We start from the raw sequence: 21,086 nt of genomic DNA, 5'->3' as shown, positions 1-21,086 counted from the left end.
CTGCCCCTCGCTCTCAGGCGATGGCGGCCGAGTCGGCCCCGCTGGCCAGCACCTTGCCGCCGGCGCCGAGCACCGGCCGCGCGCCGGTGCGCTCCTTGGGGGGCACGCGGGCCACCTGGGCCGTCCGGGTCGCCGCGGCTTCCTCCTTGGCGCCGTCCACCATCTCGGTCACCCATTTCACCAGCAGGCCGGTGTAGGCCTGGCTCCACGCCTTGAGCGACAGGCTGTGGTCGGCGCCCTTGATGACGCGGTAGGTCATCGAATGCGCCTGCTGGAAAGCGTCCAGATAGTTCTTGATGACCGGGTGCGGCACGGTAGCGTCGTGCTCGGATTCGACGATCAGCACGTCGCCCTGAAATGCTGCGCTGGCGGCCAACGCGCGGTTGCTGGCCGGCTCGATTCTGGAATGACGGTAGGCCATCAGCTCTTCGCGGTTCAGCGCGCGCTTGGGCACCAGCCAATCGGCGTCCTTGTACAGCGCAGGCGCTCGCAGGCTCAGCCAGCGCACCGGGCGCAGGGTGCTCAGCACGGCAGCCAGATAGCCGCCGTAGCTGCTGCCGGCCACCGCCACGCTGCGCCCGTCCACTGACGGGTGGCCGACCAGCACGTCGTAGGCAGCCAGCATGTCGGCCAGGTTGTCCTCGCGCGTGACGGCGTCGCGCGCCGCATGGTCCTTGGCGTGGCCGCGCAGGTCGAAGGTCAGGCAGATGCAGCCCAGTGCGGCGATTTCGTGTGCGCGCGCGATGTACTGCGCCTGGCTGCCGTCCCAGCCATGGACCAGCATGACGCCGGGCATCAAGGTGTTCGGGCCGACCAGGGTGCCGGCGATGCTGCGGTCGCCGACCGGAATGTGGATGGTGTTATGTCGCGTGGTCATCGTGGTGCAGGACGGTGTACTTGGTCAGCATGCCGACCGCATCATCCACCCCCCTGAAATACAGGGTCGCGCCCGGCGGCGGTTCCGCGCTCGGGCCGAACACCTCGTAGCCGCTGGCCCGGGCCACGTGCCGGCCCGGGTCGGCCTGGAACGCCTCCAGCGCGGCGATCTCCGCACCGGTGGCGCCGCCTGCGCGCCACGATTGTTCCAGCACGCCGGAGCACCATTGGCCAGCGCCGTCGTGGCCCTGGACGACGTCGTAATTGATGCGCGAGGCGAAAAACCCGGGATAGCAGGCGGTGGCGGCGCTGTCGTACAGCAGCGCCTGTTCGACGGCGATGCGCACTTCGCGCGGAAGGTCCAGCGCCAGCAGCGCGTGGAAGTCGCCTCGCACCACTGTCAGGTCCGAGCCGCCGTACACCTCGGCACCCAGGTGGTTGGGGGTCAGGCGCTGGCGACCGTAGTAGGTGGCGACGATGCCCGCCACGTGCACCTGGCCGACGCTCAGCGTGGACACATCGCGCAGGTTGCGCTCCACCACCACGCCGTCGCGCGCCAGCATGGCATCGTCGAATCCGGCCAGGCACGCTTCGAACGCTGCCATGTCCGGCGCGACGAACTGCCCGTTGCCACCGGTCTCGCGCACGATCTTCACGCGCAGCGGGCCGCCGGGCAACAACAGGTCGGCAGCGCGGCGCGCGTCCTCGCGGCTGAAGGCGGTGGCGCCCGGCAGTACCGCGTCGGTCACGGTGCGCGCGAACTCGGGGTTCCAACCCTCGGGCGCTGCGGAGTCCGGCGCGACCAGCGCATGGGTGATGGCCTTGGTCGAGACGAAGGGGTAGGGCACGACGCCGCCGAAAAAGTCGTCCCGGCTGCGGATGGCGAGGGCCTGGGCGCGGTCCAGGCCGACCAATGTGTCACTGGGCACCAGGTAGACCGGGCCGCTCACTGGCGGCTGGGCATGTTCTTCCGACACCGCGTAGCCCTTGAGGCCGGCCAGGCGCCGCACCACCTCCATGCGCGTCATCTGCTCATGCTCGCTCGCGTACCCGCGCAGGCCCTGGGTGTAAGCCATGACTGTGCCAGTGGCCGGCCGGTCGCCCACGGGGGCATGGCGCGCGTCCATGGCCAGCAGCGTGGTCTGGGCAAGGGCTGCCACCGAGGCGGCGGGATGGAGAGCAAGCGTCATGCGGGCACCTCGTCGAACGATGGGGGGGGGCGATGGGCAATGGGCGATGGCCCGACTGTCGACGCAGGGCGCCAGGTCGGCGGTCGTACAAGCGCCGATGCCGGGGTCAGCCTGGGCCTACAACGATGCGCCGCCACCGGCGTGTCCACCAGGATCCATGGTCAAGCGGTGCGCGGGCGGGTTGGCCACCGGCGACAATATTGGCAGTGTCCGCTTTCGATCTTCCCCCCCTCAGCCTGCGTCTCCCCGCCATCGCGACCGTGGGAGACGCTGCGCTCGCCCTGCACCTGCGCCAGTCTCTGGACGGCAAAACCAAGCCCAAAGGCTCGCTCGGTCGCATCGAGGCCCTGGCGTTGCAGCTGGGCCTGGTGCTCGGCACGCCGGCGCCCGTGCTGCTGGCGCCCCAGATGCTGGTGTGCGCTGCCGACCACGGGCTGGCGGAGCAGGGCGTGTCGGCCTACCCGCGCGACGTGACATGGCAGATGGTCGAGAACTTCCTGGCCGGTGGCGCCGCTGTCAGTGTGCTGGCCCGCCAGCACGGCATTGCGTTGACGGTAGTCGACTGCGGTGTGGACCATGACTTCCTGGCCGCTGCGCCGGCTGCAGGCCGGCCCGGCCTGCGGGTGTGCAAAGTCGCCCGTGGCACGGCCGACGCCTCGCGTGGCCCGGCCATGACCCCGGCGCAGTGCGAAGAGGCCATCGGCAACGGCATGGAGATGGTGCGCGACCTGCCCGGCAACGCCCTGCTGCTGGGCGAGATGGGCATCGGCAACAGCTCGGCGGCGGCGCTGCTGACGGCGCGGCTGACCGGCTCGGACATTGCCAACTGCACCGGCAGCGGCACCGGCGTGTCCGGCGCGGCACTGGCGCACAAGCTGTCTGTGCTGCAGACGGTGCTGCTGCGCCACGACCAGGCCCACACGCCGCTGCAGGCGCTGGCCGCCCTGGGCGGGCTGGAGATCGCCACGCTGGTGGGCGCGGTGCTGCAGGCCGCGCGCGAGCGGCGCGTCATCGTCGTCGACGGCTACATCACCACTGCCGCCGTGCTGGTGGCCCAGGCGCTGGCGCCGGCCGTCATCGGCTACTGCGTGTTCTCGCACCAGTCCGCCGAACGCGGCCACGGCGTGGCGCTGGCCCATCTGGGCGTGCGCCCGCTGCTCGACCTCGGCCTGCGGCTGGGCGAAGGCTCGGGCGCCGCGCTGGCCTGGCCGCTGCTGCAGTCCGCCTGCCTGCTGCTGTGCGAGATGGCCAGTTTCGACAGTGCCCAGGTGTCCGGTGCGCTCGGCGCGGCACCGAGACGGCCGTGACGCGTGACGGTGCACCCGCCATGAATGCTGACCTGCACCTGCCTGACCTCGCCGCGCTGGTCGTGGACGCGACGGACAACGCGATCGTGGTGTGCGGCCCCGATGTTCGGGTCTCCTATCTGAACCCGGGGTTCACGCGCCTGCTCGGCTACACGCTGGACGAGCTGCACGGCCGCCGCCCGATGGAGCTGCTGGCCGGCCCCTCCACTGACATGGCGTCGCTGGCCGAGGTGCGCGACCTGGACCACCCGGACAGCTACCGCATGGAGCTGCTGCTCTATGCGAAGTCCGGCCAACCGCTGTGGGCCGCCATCGTCACCAATGTCGTGCGCGACCAGGCCGGCGCCGTGACCTGTGTGTTTGCCGTGATCTCCGACATCACGCTCACCAAGATCCATGAGGTGCTGCAGCACCGTGCGCTGGACGCCATGGTGCGCGAGGCGCCGGTGGCCGAGTTGATGCGCCTGGTCTGCGAAGAGGTCGAGCGCATCGCGCCCGACGTGCTGTGCGCCGTGCTCGAGATCGACGATCAAGGCCGGCTGCACCCGCTGGCCGGGCCCAGCCTGCCGGCCTCGCTCGGCCATGCGCTGGACGGCTGGCCGATCGGCGAGAGTGGCGACGACCCGTGGCGCAGCCAGCGCACGCAGGCCTCCGACATCGCCACCGACCCGCTGTGGGACGCCCACCGCCACCTGGTGCTGCCGTTGGGCCTGGTGGCCTGCTGGTCCAGCCCGATCCTGGCCAGCGACGGCAGCCTGCTGGGCGCCTTTGCGATGTACCTGCGCGATCCGGCCGGGCCCAGCGGGTTTCACCGCCAGCTGAGCGGCATCTGCGTGCGGCTGTGCGCGCTGGCGCTGGAACGTGAACGCGCCAAGGCGCGGCTGGAGCAGCTGGCCACGTTCGACATGCTGACGGGCCTGGCCAACCGCTTTGCCCTCAAGACGCGTGCCGTGCAGGTGATCTCCGAGCTGAGCGGTGGCCCCGGTTCGATGGCCGTGCTGTGCATCGACCTGCACCGCTTCAAGCAGGTCAACGAATCGCTGGGCCATGCGGCCGGCGACACTATGCTGCGCGAGATCGCCGAGCGCCTGACGCACAGCGTGCGCAGCATCGACCTGACGGGCCGGCTCGACGGCGATGAGTTCGCGGTGATCCTGCCGTCCTGCCCGGTGCAGCAGGCCGCGACGGCGGCCGAACGCCTGCTGGCCGCCATCGGCCAGCCGCTGCAGCTGCAGGGCACCACGCTGACCCCGGGAGCCCGCATCGGCGTGGCCATGTTCCCGGACGACGGCACCGACATCGACACCTTGCTGCACCACGCCGGCATGGCCATGGTGCAGGCCAAGCGCGAGGGCCTGCACGATGGCGCGCGCTTCTTCAACGAGGACATGCAGCAGCGCACCCGCGAGCGTGTGGCCCTGGAGGCTGCGCTGCGCCACGACCTGCGCGACGGTGGCCTGCGCCTGCACTACCAGCCGCAGATCGACCGCCGCTCAGGCCGCCTGTACGGGCTGGAGGCGCTGGCCCGGTGGCAGCACCCGACGCTGGGCGAGATCCCGCCGGGCCGCTTCATCCCCTTGGCCGAGGAGGCCGGGCTGATCGACCAACTCGGCCGCTGGGCCTTGACGGAAGCCTGCCGCCAGATGGCCGCCTGGCGCACAGCCGGCGTGCCGGTGGGGCGCGTGGCCGTCAACCTGTCGACGCGCAATTTCCAGAATCTGGACCTGGTCACGCTGGTGCGCGGCTTGCTGACTGCGCATGGTCTGGCCGCCGAGATGCTGACGCTGGAGATGACCGAAAGCGTGCTGCTGGACGCCACCCCCGACGTGCTGGCCACACTGGAGGCGCTGCGTGAGCTGGGCGTGCACCTGTCGCTGGACGACTTCGGCACCGGCTATTCCAGCCTCAGTTATTTGCATCGGCTGCCGATCCACGAGCTCAAGCTCGACCAGAGCTTCGTGCGCGACCTGGCCGACAGTGCAGCCGCGCGCGCGCTGACCACGACCATCTTGCGCATCGGCGACAGCCTGAACCTGACGGTGGTGGCCGAGGGCGTCGAAACCGAAGCGCAGGCGCTGCTGCTGGCCGAGCGCGGCAACGCGATCGTGCAGGGCTACCTGTTCGGCCGGCCCATGGATGCCGAGGCGTTGTCGTCCTGGGTGCTGGCCGGGCCGGCCGCGCTCGGCAACGTGGTCTTGGGCTCATAGTCGCACCACGGCGCCACGGCGCAGTGCCAGCACTGGGGCTTGCGCGCCTGGCACACGTAGCGCCCGTGCAGGATCAGCCAGTGGTGGGCGTCCACCAGATAGCGCGCCGGCACGCGGGCCAGCAAGCCTTGCTCCACCTTGTCCGGCGTCTTGCCGGGCGCCAGGCCCGTGCGGTTGCCGACGCGGAAAATATGCGTGTCCACCGCCATGGTCGGCTCGCCGAAGGCCACGTTCAGCACCACGTTGGCCGTCTTGCGGCCCACACCGGGCAGGGCTTGCAGCGCCTCGCGCGTGCGCGGCACCCGGCCGCCGTGCTGCGCCACCAGGATCTGACAGGCGCCCAGCAGGTGGCGTGCCTTGCTGCGGTACAGGCCGATGGTGCGGATGTGCTGCTCCAGCCCGTCCAGCCCCAGCGCCAGGATCTTCGCCGGCGTGTTGGCCACCGGGAACAACCGGCGCGTGGCCTTGTTGACGCTGACGTCGGTGGCCTGCGCCGACAGCAGCACGGCGGCCAGCAGCTCGAACACGCTGGTGTATTCGAGCTCCGTCACGGGATGGGGGTTGGCCGCCTGCAAGGTGGAAAAAAATGCGTCGATGTCGTGGGCGTCCATCGCCGGGAGTCTACGGAAACGGCGGTCCTACAATCGTCCGACGCATCGGGATTGAAGGTCTGCCGCGCGGCGCGGACCGGTGCCGTTGACGTTGCCGCACACCATGAAAAACCTCCTGTCTCTGCTGTTGGCGCTCGCGACCCTGGGCTGCGCGCCTGCCTGGGCGCAGACCGCGTCTACCTATCCGAACAAGCCGGTGCGCCTGGTGGTGCCGTTTCCCGCTGGCGGCGCGACCGATCTGTTCGCGCGCGTGCTGTCGACCAAGCTGGGCGAACGATTGGGCCAGACGGTCGTCGTGGACAACAAGCCCGGAGCCGGCGGCACCATCGGCTCCGACCTCGTCGCCAAGGCGGCGCCCGATGGGTACACCTTGCTCCTGGCCACGACCAGCACGCACTCGGTCGGGCCGGTACTGAACCCGCGCCTGCCCTACGACACGGTGCGTGATTTCACGCCCATCGCCCACGTCGGCAACGCGCCCAGCATCATGCTGGTGCCCAACAGTTCGCCGGCCAAAAACGTCAAGGAATGGATTGCGCATGCGCGGCAGAACCCCGGCAAGCTGAACTACGGCTCCAGTGGCAACGGCACCATCGTCCACCTGACAGCCGAGCTGTTTAAGGCGCAGGCAGGCTTGTTCCTGCTGCACATCCCCTACAAGGGCACGGCGCTGGCCATTCCGGATCTGGTGTCCGGCCAGCTCGATGTGATCTTCGATTCGCTTCCGACGGGGCTGCCGCATGTGCGCGACGGACGCCTGCGCGCGCTGGGCGTGACCTCGCTGCAGCGCACGCCGCTGGCGCCTGAACTGCCCCCCATCGCCGAGACCTTGCCCGGCTACGAGTCGAACACCTGGTTCGGCCTCTACGGCCCCAAGTCCTTGCCCGCAGAGCTGGTGGCGCGGATCAACGACGCGGCCAACCAGGCGCTGGCCGATGCGGACGCCCGCGAGCGGCTGGCCCGCTTAGGCATCGAGCCCGTGGGCGGCACGCCGGAGCAGTTTGCGCGCACGGTCGCAGCCGACCTTGCCAAGTGGAAGACCATCGTGGTCGAACGCAAGATCACCCTGAACTGAATCAACCCTTCAACCGGACACCCCATGCACTTCGACTTCTCCAATCCCTACACGTCCGTGCGCACGCCGGTGTTCGCGCGCAATGTCTGCAGCACCTCGCACCCGCTGGCCGCGCAGGCCGGCCTGCGCATGCTCTGGAAGGGCGGCAACGCCGTCGATGCGGCCATCGCCGCGGCCGCCGCGATGACCATCGTCGAGCCGGTCAGCAATGGCCTGGGCAGCGACGCCTTCTGCATCCTGTGGGACGGCAAGGAACTGCATGGCCTCAACGCCTCGGGCAGCGCGCCGGCCGCCTGGACGCCCGACTATTTCAGCCGCAAGTACGGCGCCAACGCCGCCACCCCGCCCAAGCGCGGCTTCGATTCCGTCACCGTGCCGGGTGCCGTCAGCGCCTGGGTGACGATGAGCGAGCGCTTCGGCAAGCTGCCGTTCGCCGATCTGCTGGAGCCGGCCATCGAGATCGCCGAGCGCGGCTACCTGATGCCCGTGGTGGTGCAGCAGAAGTGGGAGGCGGCCACCGAAGAGCTGCGCGTGCAGCCCGGCTTCAGCGAGGGCTTTCTGCCCTGGGGCCGGGCGCCGCGTGTGGGCGAGCTGTTCCAGTTCAAGGCGGCCGCGCGCGCGCTGCGCGCCATCGCGCTGAGCAAGGGCGCGGCCTTCTACAACGGCGAGATCGCGGCGGCCGTCGAGCAGTTCTCCAACGCGCACGGCGGCAGCCTGAAGGCCAGCGACTTCGCGGCCTACAAGCCCGAGTGGGTCACGCCGATCCAGCGCAACTACCGCGGCCACACGCTGCACGAGATTCCGCCGAACGGGCAAGGCATCGCCGCGTTGATCGCGCTGGGCATCGTGGAGCAGTTCGACATCGCCGGCATGGCGGTCGATGGTGTCGATTCGCAGCACGTGCAGATCGAGGCCATGAAGCTGGCCTTCGCAGACACCTACCGCTACGTGGCCGAGGGCCGCAGCATGGAAGTCACCGCCGCGCAGATGCTGGACGATGGCTACCTGGCCTCGCGCGCCAAGCTCATCGACATGGGGCGCGCGCAGGACTTCAAGGCCGGCAACCCGGTCAAGGGCGGCACCATCTACCTGACGGCTGCCGATGAGAACGGCATGATGGTCAGCTTCATCCAGAGCAACTACATGGGCTTTGGCTCCGGCGTGGTCGAACCCACGTTTGGCATCAGTTTGCAGAACCGCGGCCACGGCTTTTCCCTGCAACCCGGGCCGAACCAGGTGGCGCCCGGCAAGCGGCCGTTCCACACCATCATCCCGGCGTTCCTCACGAAGGACGGCCAGCCGGTCATGAGCTTTGGCGTCATGGGCGGCAACATGCAGCCGCAAGGCCACATGCAGACCCTGGTGCGCATGCTGGACTACGGCCAGAACCCCCAGGCTGCCTGCGACGCACCGCGCTGGCGCTTCAACGCCGGGCTGGAACTCAACGTCGAAGCGGCCATGAATGCGGCGACCATCGAGGGCTTGAAGGCGCGTGGCCACCAGCTCGATGTGATCAATGATTCCTACCAGGACTTCGGCGCCGGCCAGTTCATCTGGCGCGCCGGCGATCCGAAGGTCGAGGGCTACGTGGTGGCCAGCGACGCACGCCGTGACGGGCTGGCTGCCGGCTTCTGAGAACCTGCGAAAGAGAGCACGCCATGCAATTTGCCGACCGCCTGAAAAACGTCGAAGCCTCGGCCATCCGCGAGCTGTTCAAGCTGCTGGGAAAGCCGGGCATCATCAGCTTTGCCGGTGGCTTCCCTGACCCGACGCTGTTCGATGTCGAGGGCATCCGTGAAGCCACAGCCGCCGTGCTGCGCGACACGCCCGGCCCGGTGCTGCAATACGGCGCCACCGAAGGCTACGGCCCGCTGCGCGAGCAGCTCAGCACGTTCATGGCGAACAAGGGCGTGACCGTCGCGCCCGAGGGGTTGATCGTCACCACCGGCAGCCAGCAGGCGCTGGATCTGATCGGCAAGACCATGATCTCGCCGGGCGACAAGGTCATCGTGGAGGCGCCGACCTTCCTTGCGACCATCCAGTGCTTTCGCCTGTACGGCGCCGATCTGGTGACCGCGCCGATCGACGCCGACGGTGTGCAGGTCGACGTGCTGGAGCAACTGATCGAGCAGCACAAGCCCAAGCTCGTCTACCTGATCCCGACCTTCGGCAACCCCAGCGGCGCCACGCTGAGCCTGGAGCGGCGCAAGCGCATCCTCGAAATCGCCGCGCGCACCAAGACCCTGGTGGTCGAAGACGATCCGTATGGCGAGCTGTATTTCGGCACGCCGCCACCGCCGTCGATGCTGGCGCTGTCGGCCCAGGTACCGGGCAGCCGCGACTGGCTGGCGCACTGCGGCTCGATGAGCAAGATCCTGTCGCCCGGGCTGCGCGTGGGCTGGCTCATCGCGCCGCCGGCGCTGCTGGCCAACGCCACCATGTGCAAGCAGTTCAGCGATGCCCACACCTCCAACCTGACACAGGCCACGGCTGCCCACTACCTGACGCTGAACCGCCTGGACGGCACGCTGGCCCAGGTGCGCAAGGTCTACGCCGAGCGCGCCCGCGTCATGGCCGAGAGCCTGCAGCGCGAACTGGGCGACGCCATCGGCTTTGACGCACCGCGGGGCGGCATGTTCTTCTGGGCGCGGCTCAGTGGCGGGCGCGATGCCGCCGCGTTCGCCCAGCGCGCCATCGAGCAGCTGGTGGCCTTCGTGCCGGGTGCGCCGTTCTACGCCAACACGCCCGACCGCTCGACCTTGCGCCTGAGCTTTGCCACGGCCGACGTGGCCAAGATCGAGGAAGGCATCGGCCGGCTGGGCCGCGCGCTGTGAGGCCAGCGGCCGCACGGGGCGGCCTGGTCTATTCAACCGAGGCGGGCCGCATGTGCCCGGCCTGCCGGCAGCCCGTGGCGCAGTGCACTTGCCAGCAGGCAGCGCCGCCCCAGGGCGACGGCATCGTGCGCGTGTCGCTGGACACCAAAGGCCGCAAGGGCAAGGGCGTGACGGTGGTGAAGGGCGTACCGGCCGACGCCGCCGCGCTGGCGGTGCTGGGCAAGCAGCTCAAGACCGCTTGCGGGTCCGGCGGCACGGTGAAAGACGGTGTGATCGAGGTCCAGGGCGACCACTGCACCCTGGTGATGGAGGCGCTGCGCAAGCAGGGCTTCACCGTCAAGCGGGCCGGCGGGTAAGGCACGCATTCGGGCACGCGGGTACGCCAGGTACCCGAGTAGCGCGCGCCGGCGCGACGCACGAATGCGGGCAGGGCGCCTTCAGGCGGCTGCTTCGGCCAGCGCCTGCTGCACCGCCGGGCGCTGCTCCATGCGCTGGCGGTGGGCCAGCGTCGTGGGCAGGCCGGCCAGCGGCACGCCGTCGCCTTCCAGCCAGCTGGAGATGGTGTAGAGGTAGGCATCGGCCACCGAATACGCCTCGCCCATCACCCAGGGGCCTTTGAACATGCGCGACTCGATCAGCTCGAAACATTCGCGCATGTTGGGGGCCACCTTGGCCTGCATCGACTGGTGGGCCGCCGGGTCGTCCGACCAGCGCGAGCCACGCAGCCGGTGGGCGTGGTTCACATGCACGGTTGCGCACAGGTAGCTGTTGAACGCCTGCATCTCGGCCAGCGCAAACGCATCCTCCAGCGGGGCCAATGCGCGGTCTGCGTAGCGCTGCGCGATGTAGGTCAGGATGGCCGGCGTCTCGGTCAATATGCCGCGCTCGGTGGCCAATGCCGGCACCCGGCCCTTGGGGTTGATCTCCAGGTACGCCGGCTCGCGCTGCTCGCCCTTGGCGAAGCTCAGCCGCACGGTGCGGTAGGGCGCACCGGCCTCGGCCAGGGCGATGTGCGAGGCGAGGGCGCAGGTATGCGGGGCGTAGTAGAGCGTCAGCATGGGGTCTCCGGTGTTGAAGTCGCGGCAGTGTAGGGGCTGCGGTTTGTCCTACAGACTTGTGCGCCTGCGGCGACGCGGGGGGTTGGCGCGGTGTCCGGCGCGCGGGCGCAGGGCGGGTGCCTAGACTGAGCGCATCTTGAACCCGCCCCGAGGACGACCATGACGCACCGCAGCCCATCACCAGAACGCACGCACAGCAACAGCACACGCACGGCGCTCGTTTCCTTTGGCGTGGTCTGCGCGCTGGCCATGGGCGCCGCGACGGCGCAGATTTCGGCGCCCAACGATACCGGCATCGACAATTCCGGCAACTATGCGCGTGAACGCGCAGCCTGCATGAGCGGCGCCACCCAGCAGGCAAAAGACACATGCCTGAAGGAGGCCGAGAACGCAGCGGCCGAGAAGCGCAAGGGCGAGCTCGCCACGCAGCGCAAGCCGGCACTGGCCGCCAATGCGCTGCAGCGTTGCGAAGCGTTGGCCGGTGAAGAACACGCCGCCTGTACCGCCCGGGTGCTGGGCTACGGCAGCACCAGCGGCAGCGTGGCCGGTGGCGGGGTGATTCGCGAGGTCGAGACCGTGGTGGTGCCGCCCGGCGAAACCTCGGTCACGATCGAGCCGAAGACGGCCAATCCTGTTCTCATCGTGCCGCGCCCTCAGTAAGCCAGCGCTAGACACTTGAACAGAGGGGGCCGGTTGGCCCCTTTTTGCTTGGCGCCTGCCGGGCGCGATCAGCGCGCCGCTTTGAGTCGCCGGTCCGTCTGCGCCTCGGCCAACGTCGCGGCCACCACGGCAGGATCCATTCCATACGTCTCGGCAAACGCCTGGGGCGTGGCGCCGCTGGCCTCGTAGGCGCGCATCAGCGCTTCGCGACGCGCGATGTCGGCGGCCTGGTCCAGATCCGCCAGGTCGAGCAACGCGTGCAGCGTCTCCACATTCACCTTCGCTGCCGCCGCGTAGCCGGCACGGTCAAGTCCGCTGGCTGCAACCAGCGCCCGGATGCGGGCGCGCATGGCTGGCTCGGCTTCCTCTTTGCCACGTGCCAGTTGGCGGCGGGAGAGTTCCACCACCGCGTGGTGCACATGGTCCAACGCCAGGTCGCCCACCGGCTGGCCATCCAGGTCGTGGCGCTGCAGACCGCGCGCGATGCTGTCCAGGTAGCGCGTGGAACGCGTGTGCAGGCCCAGCGCCTCTTTGAGCCCTGCGGGCTCGAACACACCGGGGTGCCTGTCCATCAAGTCTTGAAAGGTACCCAGCTTGAGCGGGAGGAACCGCGCGCCAAACAGCTGTGGGTGCAATGTGGCGAGTTGCTCGAGCACCGGGTGCACGGGGCGGGCAGTGCGGGCCGGGCGGTTGCCCTGCGGCCGGGCGTCGCGACGCGGGCGGTTCTGACGCGGCGGGTTCGCGGTGGTCTGCGGGGGAGTAGAGGGGAGGTCAGCGTTCACTGGAGGTACCTTCTGATGGCGCTGGGCGCTCGCGGAGCCGACATGGTCGCGCGACCATGCCGATCGAAAACCGCGCATTGTAGAAAGGGGCGGCTGCGCGGTCTGCGGGCCGGCGTGGTGGGTGCGGTTCTTCCACCACTTGCAGGATGCCGCTCACCATGCATGGCGCGTGGTGCACGGGTGCGTGCCTACACTGCCTCAGCCCGCTCAGGAGACGCTCCATGCCCCGCCCGTTGAACCAGCCGTCCGCCTCGCCGCCGCCGCCTTTGGGCGACAAGCCGCCCGTGGCACCGTGGCTCGACACAAACGCCACGCCAACCCCGGCCTGGGAGGCGCCGTTGGTGCTGCCGCGCGATTGGGATCTGCTGGAGCTGGACCAGCGCGTGCGCGCCGTAGGCGAATGGTGAGCAAGCCTCAGCGGCCCATCACCTGCGCCAGGATCTCGTAGGAGCGCAGGCGCGCCGGGTGCGCGTGGATCTGCGAGGCGATCATGAGCTCGTCCGCGCCGGTCCGGGCGATGAAGGCATCGACCTCGCGCTTGACCTTGTCGGGCGAGCCCATGGCCACGCAGGTAAGCGTCTGCGCCAGGATGGCGCGCTCGGGCGGCGTCAAGCTTTCTTCATAGCCTTCTCGCGGCGGCTGCAGCCTCGACGGCCGACCGCTGCGCAGGTTGACGAAGGCCTGCTGCATCGAGGTCGCCAGGTAGCGGCCCTCTTCGTCGGTATCGGCGGCGAACACGTTGAAGCCCAGCATCACATGCGGCTTGGCCAGCTGGGCCGACGGCTTGAAGCGTGCGCGGTAGATGGCGATGGCGTCCATCATCGCGGCCGGCGCAAAGTGCGAGGCGAAGGCATAAGGTAGCCCCAGTTCAGCGGCCAGCTGGGCACCGAACAGGCTGGAGCCCAGAATCCAGATCGGCACCTGCAGCCCGGTGCCAGGCACGGCCTGGATGCGGCTGTTGGCAGCGGCCGGAGAGAGCAGATGCATCAGCTCCACCACGTCCTGCGGGAACTGGTCGGGCGACTCGAAGTTGTCGCGCCGCAGGGCGCGGGCCGTGGCCTGGTCGGAGCCCGGCGCGCGGCCCAGGCCCAAATCGATGCGGCCGGGGAACAGCGATTCCAGCGTGCCGAACTGCTCGGCGATCACCAGTGGTGAGTGGTTGGGCAGCATGATGCCGCCGGCCCCCACGCGGATGGTGCTGGTGCCCGCCGCCACGTGGCCAATGACGACCGAGGTGGCCGCGCTGGCGATGCCGGGCATGCCGTGGTGCTCGGCCAGCCAGAAGCGCTGGTAGTCCCATCGTTCGGCATGCTGGGCCAGGTCGCGGCTGTTGTGGAACGATTGGGCGGCATTGCCGCCTTCGGCAATCGGGCAGAGGTCGAGGACGGAAAGAGCAGTCATGCAGCGATCCTAGCCGCGCCTCGATGGCGGTGCTGGCGTGGTGGCTTCAGAGCCTCCTAAACTCTCAAGCGCCCAGCAGGTCGGCCAGGTGCACGAAGTCGTGGGCGTGCCAGGTGTTGTCCGGCTGCGGCGAGACGTCCTTGGGCTGCGCCGCGCCGAATTCGAGCGGCCGCTCGACGTAGGCCGTCTGCAGCCCGCAGGCGCGGGCGCCGGCCAGGTCGCTGTGGTGCGCGGCCACCAGCATGACCTGCTGCGGCGGCACATCGAACACCCGCGCCACGCCCAGGTAGGTGGCCGGGTCGGGCTTGTAGGCGCGGAACACCTCGGCCGAGAGAATGCAGTCCCATGGCAGGCCGGCGCGCTTGGCCATGTTCGTGAGCAGGCCGATGTTGCCGTTGGACAGCGTGCAGATCGTGAACCGGCGCTTCAGCCGCGCCAGACCCTCGGCCACATCCGGCCATGGGTCCAGCCGGTGCCAGGCTTTGTTCAGGTGCTGGCGCTCGTCTTCGGGCATGTCGGCCAGGCCGAAGCCGGGCAGGATCTCGTCCAGGATCAGCCGGTGCAGATCGTCGATCAGCGTCCAGCCCAACTCGCCCGAGGCCACGCGCCGCATCGCGGGCACGTAGCCGGCGCGCCAGGCCAGCGCAAAGGCGCCGCCGTCGATGCCGGGGCGCAGCGCCTGCACCTCCCGCGCGATGCTGCCGTGCCAGTCGACCACCGTGCCGAAGGTGTCGAAGGCCAGGATGTCGGGACGGTCGGGCATGGGGTCTCCTGATGCATGCGGCAAAAAGCGTCGCCGGCGGGTAAGGGGGTGCGCGCCAAGGTGCTTTACCTTGCCGCAACAGTGAACATGTCTAAAAAGTGTATCGTTCGGTGTCCTTGGAAATGCCTGATTGACATAGCGCTTGCCTGACACTTTCGGGCAGGTCATTGTGTCTGGATGGCAAAGCCGGCGCTCGGTGCGCGCCGGGCGGAACTCGTCGCGTTGCGCCTGGTCCACCGCTTGCTTTTGTTGCCGTCCAATACTCCGGCTTCCGGACAACCGTCGTCTCACTGCGGCCCATACCACGATCCATGTCGACCATTCCACGCTCTGTGCACACCAGCGGCCTGCTGGCTTCCCTCCTGATCGTGCTGGCGGCAGCGGGTTGCTCGCGGGCGGACCCGGACAAAGGAGCCGCTGCCAAAGCGGCGCCCCCGCAGGCCAAGGAAGTCGGCGTGGTCACGCTCAAGACCGAGCGACTGCCGTTCACGACCGAGCTGGCCGGCCGCACCGTCGCGCCCGTGGCCGCGCAGATCCGGCCCCAGGTCGGCGGCATCGTGCAAAAGCGGCTGTTCACCGAAGGCTCGATGGTCAAAGCCGGCCAGGTGCTCTACCAGCTCGACCCGGCCAGCTTCCAGGCAAGCGCTGCCAGCGCACAGGCCAACGTTCGCAAGGCCGAGACCATGCTGGCCACCGCCCGCAGCGTGGCCCGGCGCAATGCCGAATTGGTCAAGATCGACGCCATCAGCCAGCAGGTGAACGAGCAGACCCAGGCCAGTGCCCTGCAGGCCGAGGCCGAACTCGCCGTTGCCCGCGCAGCCGAGCAGACGGCCCGCATCAACCTGGGCCGCACCCGCATCACGGCGCCGATCAGCGGCTGGATCGAGCTGTCCAGCGTGACGGCCGGCGCGCTGGTCACAGCCGACCAGGCCACGCCGCTGACGACCATCCAGCAGCTCGACCCGCTCAACGTGCATGTGACCCAATCCAGCGCCGAGTTGCTGCGCTTGAAGCGTGAGCTGGCCAGCGGTCGGCTGACGCGAGGGAAGTCCGACGAAGCACCTATCCGCTTGCTGCTGGAAGACGGCAGCGTCTACCCGCAGCCCGGGCGCCTGACCTTCAGCGGCGTGACGGTGGACCCGGGCACCGGCAGCGTGACGCTGCGCGCCGTGGTGCCCAATCCCGACCGTCTGCTGATGCCCGGCATGTATGTGCGCGCGGTGCTGCAGGAGGGCGTGGCCGAAGACGCCCTGCTGGTGCCGCAGCAAGGCGTGACGCGCGCGCCGGACGGCAGTGCGTCTGCCGTGGTGGTGGGCGAGCAGGAGAAGCTGGTCAAGCGCGCCGTGGTGATCGGCCGTGCGGTCGGCAACCGCTGGCAGGTGCTGGACGGGCTCCAGGCCGGTGACCGCGTGTTGGTCGAAGGTTCGCAGCGTGCGCGCGTGGGCGATCTGGTCCGAGCCACCGAGGTGGCCCCGAAGGTTGAACGCGGGGCGCCCGCGCCAGCGAACGGCAAGGCCAACGGCCCCGGCCCCGGATCGGTCGCCAGCGCGGCGCCCTTGGCCCCAGCCAAGCTGGTGCGCTGAGCGCACGAGGAACTTTCATGGCGCAGTTCTTCATCCAGCGGCCCATCTTTGCGTGGGTGCTCTCCATCATCGTGATGCTCGCCGGGCTGATGTCCATCCGGACACTGCCACTTGAGCAATACCCTGAAATTGCGCCGCCGCGCGTCTCGATCGGTGCCACGTACACCGGTGCTTCGGCCAAGACCGTGGAGGACTCGGTCACCCAGATCATCGAGCAGCAGATGAAGGGGCTGGACAACCTGCTCTACATGCAGAGCAACAGCAATTCCTCTGGCCAGGCGCGCATCACGCTGACGTTCGCACCGGGCACCGACATCGATGTCGCCCAGATGCAGGTGCAGAACAAGATGCAGCCGGCCCTGTCGCGCCTGCCGCAGCAGGTGCAGAGCCGTGGCGTGTTCGTGACCAAAGGCGGCAACGACTTCCTGATGGTCATCGCTTTCTTTTCTGGCGACGGCAGCGCCTCGGCAGTCGACGTGGGCGACTACATCAACAGCAATCTGGTCGATGTGATCAGCCGCGTGGACGGCGTGGGCGAGGTGCAGACGCTGGGCACCGGCTACGCCATGCGCATCTGGCTGGACCCGGACAAGTTGCGCAAGTTTGCGCTGATGCCGTCGGACATCAACGCGGCTCTGCTGGCTCAGAACGCCCAGGTTTCGGCCGGCCAGCTGGGCGCGTTGCCTGCGGTCTCGCAGCAGCAACTCACGGCCACCATCACAGCGCGCAGCAAGTTGCAGACGGTGCAGGAGTTTGGCGATGTGGTGCTGCGGGCCACGCCCGACGGCGCGGTGGTGCGTCTGCGGGATGTGGCGCGCATCGAGCTGGGCGCCGAGAACCTCACGGTGCGTTCGCTGCGCGGCGGCTATCCCGGCGCGGGGATGGGCGTGGTGCTGGCCGATGGCGCCAACGCGGTCAAAGTGGCCACGGCCGTCAACGCCAAGATTGCCGAGCTGCAGCCGTTCTTCCCGAACCAGATGCAGACGTTCGTGACCTACGACACGACGCCGTTTGTCAGCGCCTCCATCGAAGAAGTGGTCAAGGCACTGCTGGAGGCCGTGCTGCTGGTCGTGATCGTGATGTACGTTTTTCTGCAGAACTTCCGCGCCACGATGATCCCGGCGATCACGGTGCCGGTGGTGCTGCTGGGCACCTTCGGCGTGCTGTCGGCGGCTGGCTACTCGATCAACACGCTGACCATGTTCGCGATGGTGCTGGCCATCGGCCTGCTGGTGGACGACGCCATCGTCGTGGTGGAGAACGTCGAGCGGGTCATGAGCGAGGAGGGCTTGTCGCCCCGTGAGGCGACGCAGAAGTCGATGGCCGAGATCACGCCGGCGCTGGTCGGCATCGCGCTGGTGCTGTCGGCGGTGTTCATCCCGATGGCTTTTTTCGGTGGCTCCACCGGCGTGATTTACCGGCAGTTCTCGATCACCATCGTCTCCTCGATGGTGCTGTCGGTGCTGGTTGCGCTGTCGCTCACGCCGGCCCTGTGCGCCACCTTGCTCAAGCCGATTCCCAAAGGCACGCACAGCCCGCATGGGGCCGCGCCGCGACGTGGGCCGCTGGGCTGGGTGGACCGGTTCTTCAGCGGCTTCAACAAGGGCTTCGACCGCAGCGCCAACCGCTACCAGCGCACCGTGGGCGGCATCCTGAAGCGCAGCAAGCGCAGCCTGATTGTCTACGCGCTGATTCTGGCCGGCGTGGCCGTGCTGTTCGCGCGGCTGCCCACGGCGTTCCTGCCGGACGAGGACCAGGGCTTCGTCTCGGTACTCGTCAATCTGCCGCCCGGTGCGTCCGACGCGCGCCTGCAGCCGATCGTGGCCGAGATCCAGGAGTACTTCGGCAAACAGCCCGAAGTCGTCAGCATCAATGTGTTGACTGGCCAGAATGGGGACCAGAGTTCAGCCCGCGCATTCGTCAAACTGAAGGACTGGAGCGCGCGGCAAACCGCCGGCAGCTCGGCGGCAGAGGTTGCCCGGCGCGCCAGCCGCGATCTGGCCCGGGTCCGCGACGCACGCATCATCGTGCAACTGCCTCCCGCCGTGCGCGGGCTGGGCTCGGCCTCCGGGTTCAACTTCTACCTGAAAGACATCAACGCGTTGGGCCACGACGCACTGGTCGACGCCCGCCGCAAGACGCTGGACCTGCTGCAGGCCCGGCCCGAGCTGCGCAATGTGCGCATGAACGGGCTGGAAGACACGCCCGAGTTCAAGATCGACATCGACGACGCGCGCGCAGGGGCGTTGAGCCTGTCCACCAGCGCCATCGACAGCACGCTGTCGACCGCCATGGGCGGCACCTACGTCAACGACTTCCTGAACAACGGCCGCGTCAAGCGCGTCTACATGCAGGGCGACGCCGCCTTCCGCATGCTGCCCAGCGACATCGAGCGCTGGAGTGTGCGCAACACGCTGGGCCAGATGGTGCCGTTCAACGCGTTCTCCAGCACGCGCTGGAGCTATGGCTCGCCGCAGCTGGCCCGCTACAACGGTGCGCCGGCCTATGAGTTCACTGGCGATGCGGCAGCGGGCGTCAGCTCAGGCGCGGCCATGATGGCGGTCGAAGAGGTGATGAAACAGATGCCCGCCGGCATCGACTACGAATGGTCAGGGGCCTCGTATCAGGAGCGGCTCTCCGGCGCGCAGGCGCCCCTGCTCTACGCGATCTCCATCCTGTTCGTCTTCCTGTGCCTGGCGGCGCTATACGAGAGCTGGTCGGTTCCGTTCTCGGTCATCCTGGTGGTGCCGCTGGGCATCGTCGGCGCGCTGCTGTTCACCAGCACGCGCGGCTTGTCGAACGACGTGTACTTCCAGGTCGGGCTGCTGACCACGGTGGGCTTGTCGTCGAAGAACGCCATCCTGATCGTCGAGTTCGCCAAGTCTTTGCAGGAGCAGGGCATGAGCGTGTTCGACGCCACCATGCAGGCCGTGCGGCAGCGGCTGCGGCCGATCTTGATGACCTCGCTGGCGTTTGGCTTCGGCGTGTTGCCGTTGGCCATCGGCACCGGTGCCGGCGCCGGTGGGCGCAATGCCATCGGCACCGCGGTGCTGGGCGGCATGGCGGTCGGTACGGCGCTGGGCATCTTCTTCGTGCCGCTGTTCTTCGTGCTGATCCGAGGCTGGCTGGAGCGGCGCCGATCGGCTGCAGCCGTGCGCACTGCCGTGTTGACCGAGCAAGGAGCGCACTGATGCGTGCTGTTATGAGCGCAGGCGCGCTGGCCTTGTTGGCCGGCTGCATGAACCTGGCACCGAGCTACCAGCAGCCTGCAGCACCCATCGCGGATGCCTGGCCCCTGGCAGGGCCTGCCACTGAATCAGCGGCGCCCGTGCCGATGTTGACCGGCTGGCGCACGTTCTTTCAGGACGACCGCCTGCGCCAACTGCTGGCCCTCGCCCTGGAGAACAACCGCGACCTGCGCGTGGCCACCCTGAACATCGAGCGCGCGCAGGCGCTCTACGGCATCGCCAGTGCCGCCGCCACGCCCACGCTGGATATCGGCGCTGCGGGCACCCGTGCCCGCACGCCGGGCGAGCTGACCACCAATGGCCAGTCGCGCGTCGCCGACAGCTTCAGTGTGCGCATTGGCCTTGCGGCCTACGAGCTCGACCTGTTCGGCCGCGTGCGCAACCTGTCCGACTCGGCCCTGGCCACCTATTTCGCCATCGAAGAGACACGCCGCAGCGTGCAGATCAGCCTGGTCGCGTCTGTGGCCCAGGCGTGGTTGCAGTTGGCCAGCGACCAGCAGCGCCTGCGCCTGGCACGCGAAACGTTGCAGAGCCAACGCCAGTCCTACGACCTGATCCGCCAGGCCCATGCGCTGGGCGCCCAGTCGGGCGTGGCCCTGGCCCAGGCGCAGACCACGGTGGAGGCCGCGCGCGTGCAGGCCGCAGCGTTCGACAGCCTGGTCGAGCAGGGCCGCAATGTGCTGGGCTTGCTCGTCGGCAGCCAGCCACCTGCCGACCTGTTGCCGGACGCCACCCCCACTGCGCTGGCGCAGCTGCCGGCGCCGCCAGCCGGCCTGCCCTCCAGCGTGCTGCAGCAGCGGCCCGATGTGCTGGCCGCCGAGCAGGCGCTGCGCGCGACGAACTTCGACATCGGCGTGGCGCGCGCCAATTTCTACCCGCGCATCGCGCTGACCGGCTCCGTCGGCACGGCCAGCACCTCGCTCGCCGGGCTGTTCGAAGGCGGCAGCCGGGCCTGGAGTTTCGGCCCGTCGATCAGCGTGCCGTTGTTCGATGGTGGTGCCCGGCGCAGCAGCCTGCGCGCGGCCGAGGTGCAGCAGAACATCCAGCTGGCTGTCTACGAGAAGACGCTGCAGACCGCGTTCCGCGAAGTGGCCGACGCGCTGGCCGACCGGCGCACGCTGGCCGAGCGGCTGGATGCGCAGCGCGCTCTGGTGGCCGCCAGCACACGCAGCTTCGAGCTGGCGCAGGCCCTGTTCAAAGGCGGCGGCGGCGGCTACCTGGAGGTGCTGGACGCCCAGCGCGCGCTGTACAGCGCACAGCAGTCGTTGATCAGCCTGCAGCAGACCGAGCAGGCCAACCGCATCACGCTGTACAAGGTGCTGGGCGGCGGCTGGAGCGAGCAGGGCGCTGCTTCGCCCGCGACAGCGGGCTGACGCCCCCGGCGGCACAATCCGCGCGCGGCGCTTGAGGCTTGCGGGGTGGGCGACGCCACCCATTGCGGCAACGCCCAAAAGGCCGAGGCCCGCGGGAGGTCCTGCCCGCCACAGCCGC

18 protein-coding genes are annotated in these 21,086 nt (G+C 69.0%); 11 read left to right on the top strand and 7 right to left on the bottom strand.

Annotation, left to right across the window (positions count from 1 at the left end; all coding sequences use genetic code 11):
• Window positions 1-13 precede the first annotated feature (13 nt).
• Together AC099J_RS26765 and AC099J_RS26760 are read right to left on the bottom strand one after the other, a co-directional pair.
• Window positions 14-877, bottom strand: a complete 864-nt coding sequence (locus AC099J_RS26765; RefSeq protein WP_479618341.1) for an alpha/beta hydrolase family protein — start codon at window positions 875-877, stop codon at window positions 14-16.
• Window positions 861-2,066 (bottom strand): DUF3182 family protein, encoded by a 1,206-nt coding sequence (locus AC099J_RS26760; protein WP_479618340.1) that lies wholly within the window; start codon window positions 2,064-2,066, stop codon window positions 861-863. The genes AC099J_RS26765 and AC099J_RS26760 overlap by 17 nt, the downstream gene beginning before the upstream one ends.
• A 251-nt stretch (window positions 2,067-2,317) precedes the next feature.
• Between AC099J_RS26760 and cobT the strand changes: the two genes are divergently transcribed.
• Together cobT and AC099J_RS26750 are read left to right on the top strand one after the other, a co-directional pair.
• Complete coding sequence (cobT, locus tag AC099J_RS26755) at window positions 2,318-3,373, top strand: nicotinate-nucleotide--dimethylbenzimidazole phosphoribosyltransferase (protein WP_479618378.1); 1,056 nt, start codon at window positions 2,318-2,320, stop codon at window positions 3,371-3,373.
• Between the two features lie 20 nt (window positions 3,374-3,393).
• Window positions 3,394-5,580: a sensor domain-containing protein gene (locus tag AC099J_RS26750; protein ID WP_479618339.1), complete on the top strand. Its 2,187-nt coding sequence runs from the start codon at window positions 3,394-3,396 to the stop codon at window positions 5,578-5,580.
• On the opposite strand, the gene nth is transcribed toward AC099J_RS26750, so the two are convergent.
• Window positions 5,487-6,191 (bottom strand): endonuclease III, encoded by a 705-nt coding sequence (gene nth / locus AC099J_RS26745; RefSeq protein WP_479618338.1) that lies wholly within the window; start codon window positions 6,189-6,191, stop codon window positions 5,487-5,489. The genes AC099J_RS26750 and nth overlap by 94 nt on opposite strands.
• Window positions 6,192-6,294: 103 nt before the next feature.
• On the opposite strand from nth, the gene AC099J_RS26740 reads away from it, so the two are divergent.
• Genes AC099J_RS26740 through AC099J_RS26725 form a run of 4 tightly spaced genes read left to right on the top strand, consistent with a single transcriptional unit; the run spans window position 6,295 to window position 10,456 of the window.
• Entirely contained in the window at window positions 6,295-7,266 is a 972-nt protein-coding gene (locus tag AC099J_RS26740; protein ID WP_479618337.1) for a Bug family tripartite tricarboxylate transporter substrate binding protein, read from the top strand.
• 24 nt (window positions 7,267-7,290) lie between these two features.
• Complete coding sequence (locus AC099J_RS26735) at window positions 7,291-8,901, top strand: gamma-glutamyltransferase family protein (RefSeq protein ID WP_479618336.1); 1,611 nt, start codon at window positions 7,291-7,293, stop codon at window positions 8,899-8,901.
• 23 nt (window positions 8,902-8,924) lie between these two features.
• A complete protein-coding gene (locus AC099J_RS26730; protein WP_479618335.1) occupies window positions 8,925-10,100 on the top strand; it encodes an aminotransferase-like domain-containing protein in 1,176 nt (391 codons plus the stop codon).
• Window positions 10,097-10,456, top strand: a complete 360-nt coding sequence (locus AC099J_RS26725) for a translation initiation factor Sui1 (RefSeq protein ID WP_479618334.1) — start codon at window positions 10,097-10,099, stop codon at window positions 10,454-10,456. Before AC099J_RS26730 ends, AC099J_RS26725 begins: the two co-directional genes overlap by 4 nt.
• A gap of 81 nt (window positions 10,457-10,537) precedes the next feature.
• Here AC099J_RS26725 and AC099J_RS26720 read toward each other — a convergent pair whose 3' ends face one another.
• Window positions 10,538-11,158 carry a glutathione S-transferase family protein gene (locus AC099J_RS26720; protein WP_479618333.1) on the bottom strand — a complete coding sequence of 207 codons (621 nt, stop codon included), beginning with the start codon at window positions 11,156-11,158 and terminating at the stop codon, window positions 10,538-10,540.
• Window positions 11,159-11,317: 159 nt separating this feature from the next.
• Between AC099J_RS26720 and AC099J_RS26715 the strand changes: the two genes are divergently transcribed.
• Window positions 11,318-11,818, top strand: a complete 501-nt coding sequence (locus tag AC099J_RS26715; protein WP_479618332.1) for a hypothetical protein — start codon at window positions 11,318-11,320, stop codon at window positions 11,816-11,818.
• 68 nt (window positions 11,819-11,886) lie between these two features.
• On the opposite strand, the gene AC099J_RS26710 is transcribed toward AC099J_RS26715, so the two are convergent.
• Window positions 11,887-12,600, bottom strand: a complete 714-nt coding sequence (locus AC099J_RS26710; protein WP_479618331.1) for a ProQ/FINO family protein — start codon at window positions 12,598-12,600, stop codon at window positions 11,887-11,889.
• 221 nt (window positions 12,601-12,821) lie between these two features.
• On the opposite strand from AC099J_RS26710, the gene AC099J_RS26705 reads away from it, so the two are divergent.
• Complete coding sequence (locus AC099J_RS26705; RefSeq protein ID WP_479618330.1) at window positions 12,822-13,007, top strand: hypothetical protein; 186 nt, start codon at window positions 12,822-12,824, stop codon at window positions 13,005-13,007.
• Window positions 13,008-13,014: 7 nt separating this feature from the next.
• Here the strand turns inward: AC099J_RS26705 and AC099J_RS26700 are convergent, their stop codons facing one another.
• Both AC099J_RS26700 and AC099J_RS26695 read right to left on the bottom strand, forming a co-directional pair.
• Window positions 13,015-14,001 (bottom strand): LLM class flavin-dependent oxidoreductase, encoded by a 987-nt coding sequence (locus AC099J_RS26700; protein WP_479618329.1) that lies wholly within the window; start codon window positions 13,999-14,001, stop codon window positions 13,015-13,017.
• A gap of 64 nt (window positions 14,002-14,065) precedes the next feature.
• Window positions 14,066-14,764, bottom strand: a complete 699-nt coding sequence (locus AC099J_RS26695; protein WP_479618328.1) for a haloacid dehalogenase type II — start codon at window positions 14,762-14,764, stop codon at window positions 14,066-14,068.
• 311 nt (window positions 14,765-15,075) lie between these two features.
• On the opposite strand from AC099J_RS26695, the gene AC099J_RS26690 reads away from it, so the two are divergent.
• From AC099J_RS26690 to AC099J_RS26680, 3 genes are read left to right on the top strand one after another with little or no spacing between them, the layout of a single operon-like run.
• Window positions 15,076-16,347 carry an efflux RND transporter periplasmic adaptor subunit gene (locus AC099J_RS26690; RefSeq protein WP_479618327.1) on the top strand — a complete coding sequence of 424 codons (1,272 nt, stop codon included), beginning with the start codon at window positions 15,076-15,078 and terminating at the stop codon, window positions 16,345-16,347.
• Between the two features lie 17 nt (window positions 16,348-16,364).
• Window positions 16,365-19,538, top strand: coding sequence for an efflux RND transporter permease subunit (locus tag AC099J_RS26685; protein ID WP_479618326.1), 3,174 nt, complete (start codon window positions 16,365-16,367; stop codon window positions 19,536-19,538).
• Window positions 19,538-20,968: an efflux transporter outer membrane subunit gene (locus AC099J_RS26680; protein ID WP_479618325.1), complete on the top strand. Its 1,431-nt coding sequence runs from the start codon at window positions 19,538-19,540 to the stop codon at window positions 20,966-20,968. The genes AC099J_RS26685 and AC099J_RS26680 overlap by 1 nt, the downstream gene beginning before the upstream one ends.
• The last annotated feature ends 118 nt before the right edge of the window (window positions 20,969-21,086 follow it).

This window comes from Rhodoferax sp. RT4P68 (genome assembly GCF_056521305.1).
This window is presented reverse-complemented; position numbering and strand designations above follow the sequence as displayed.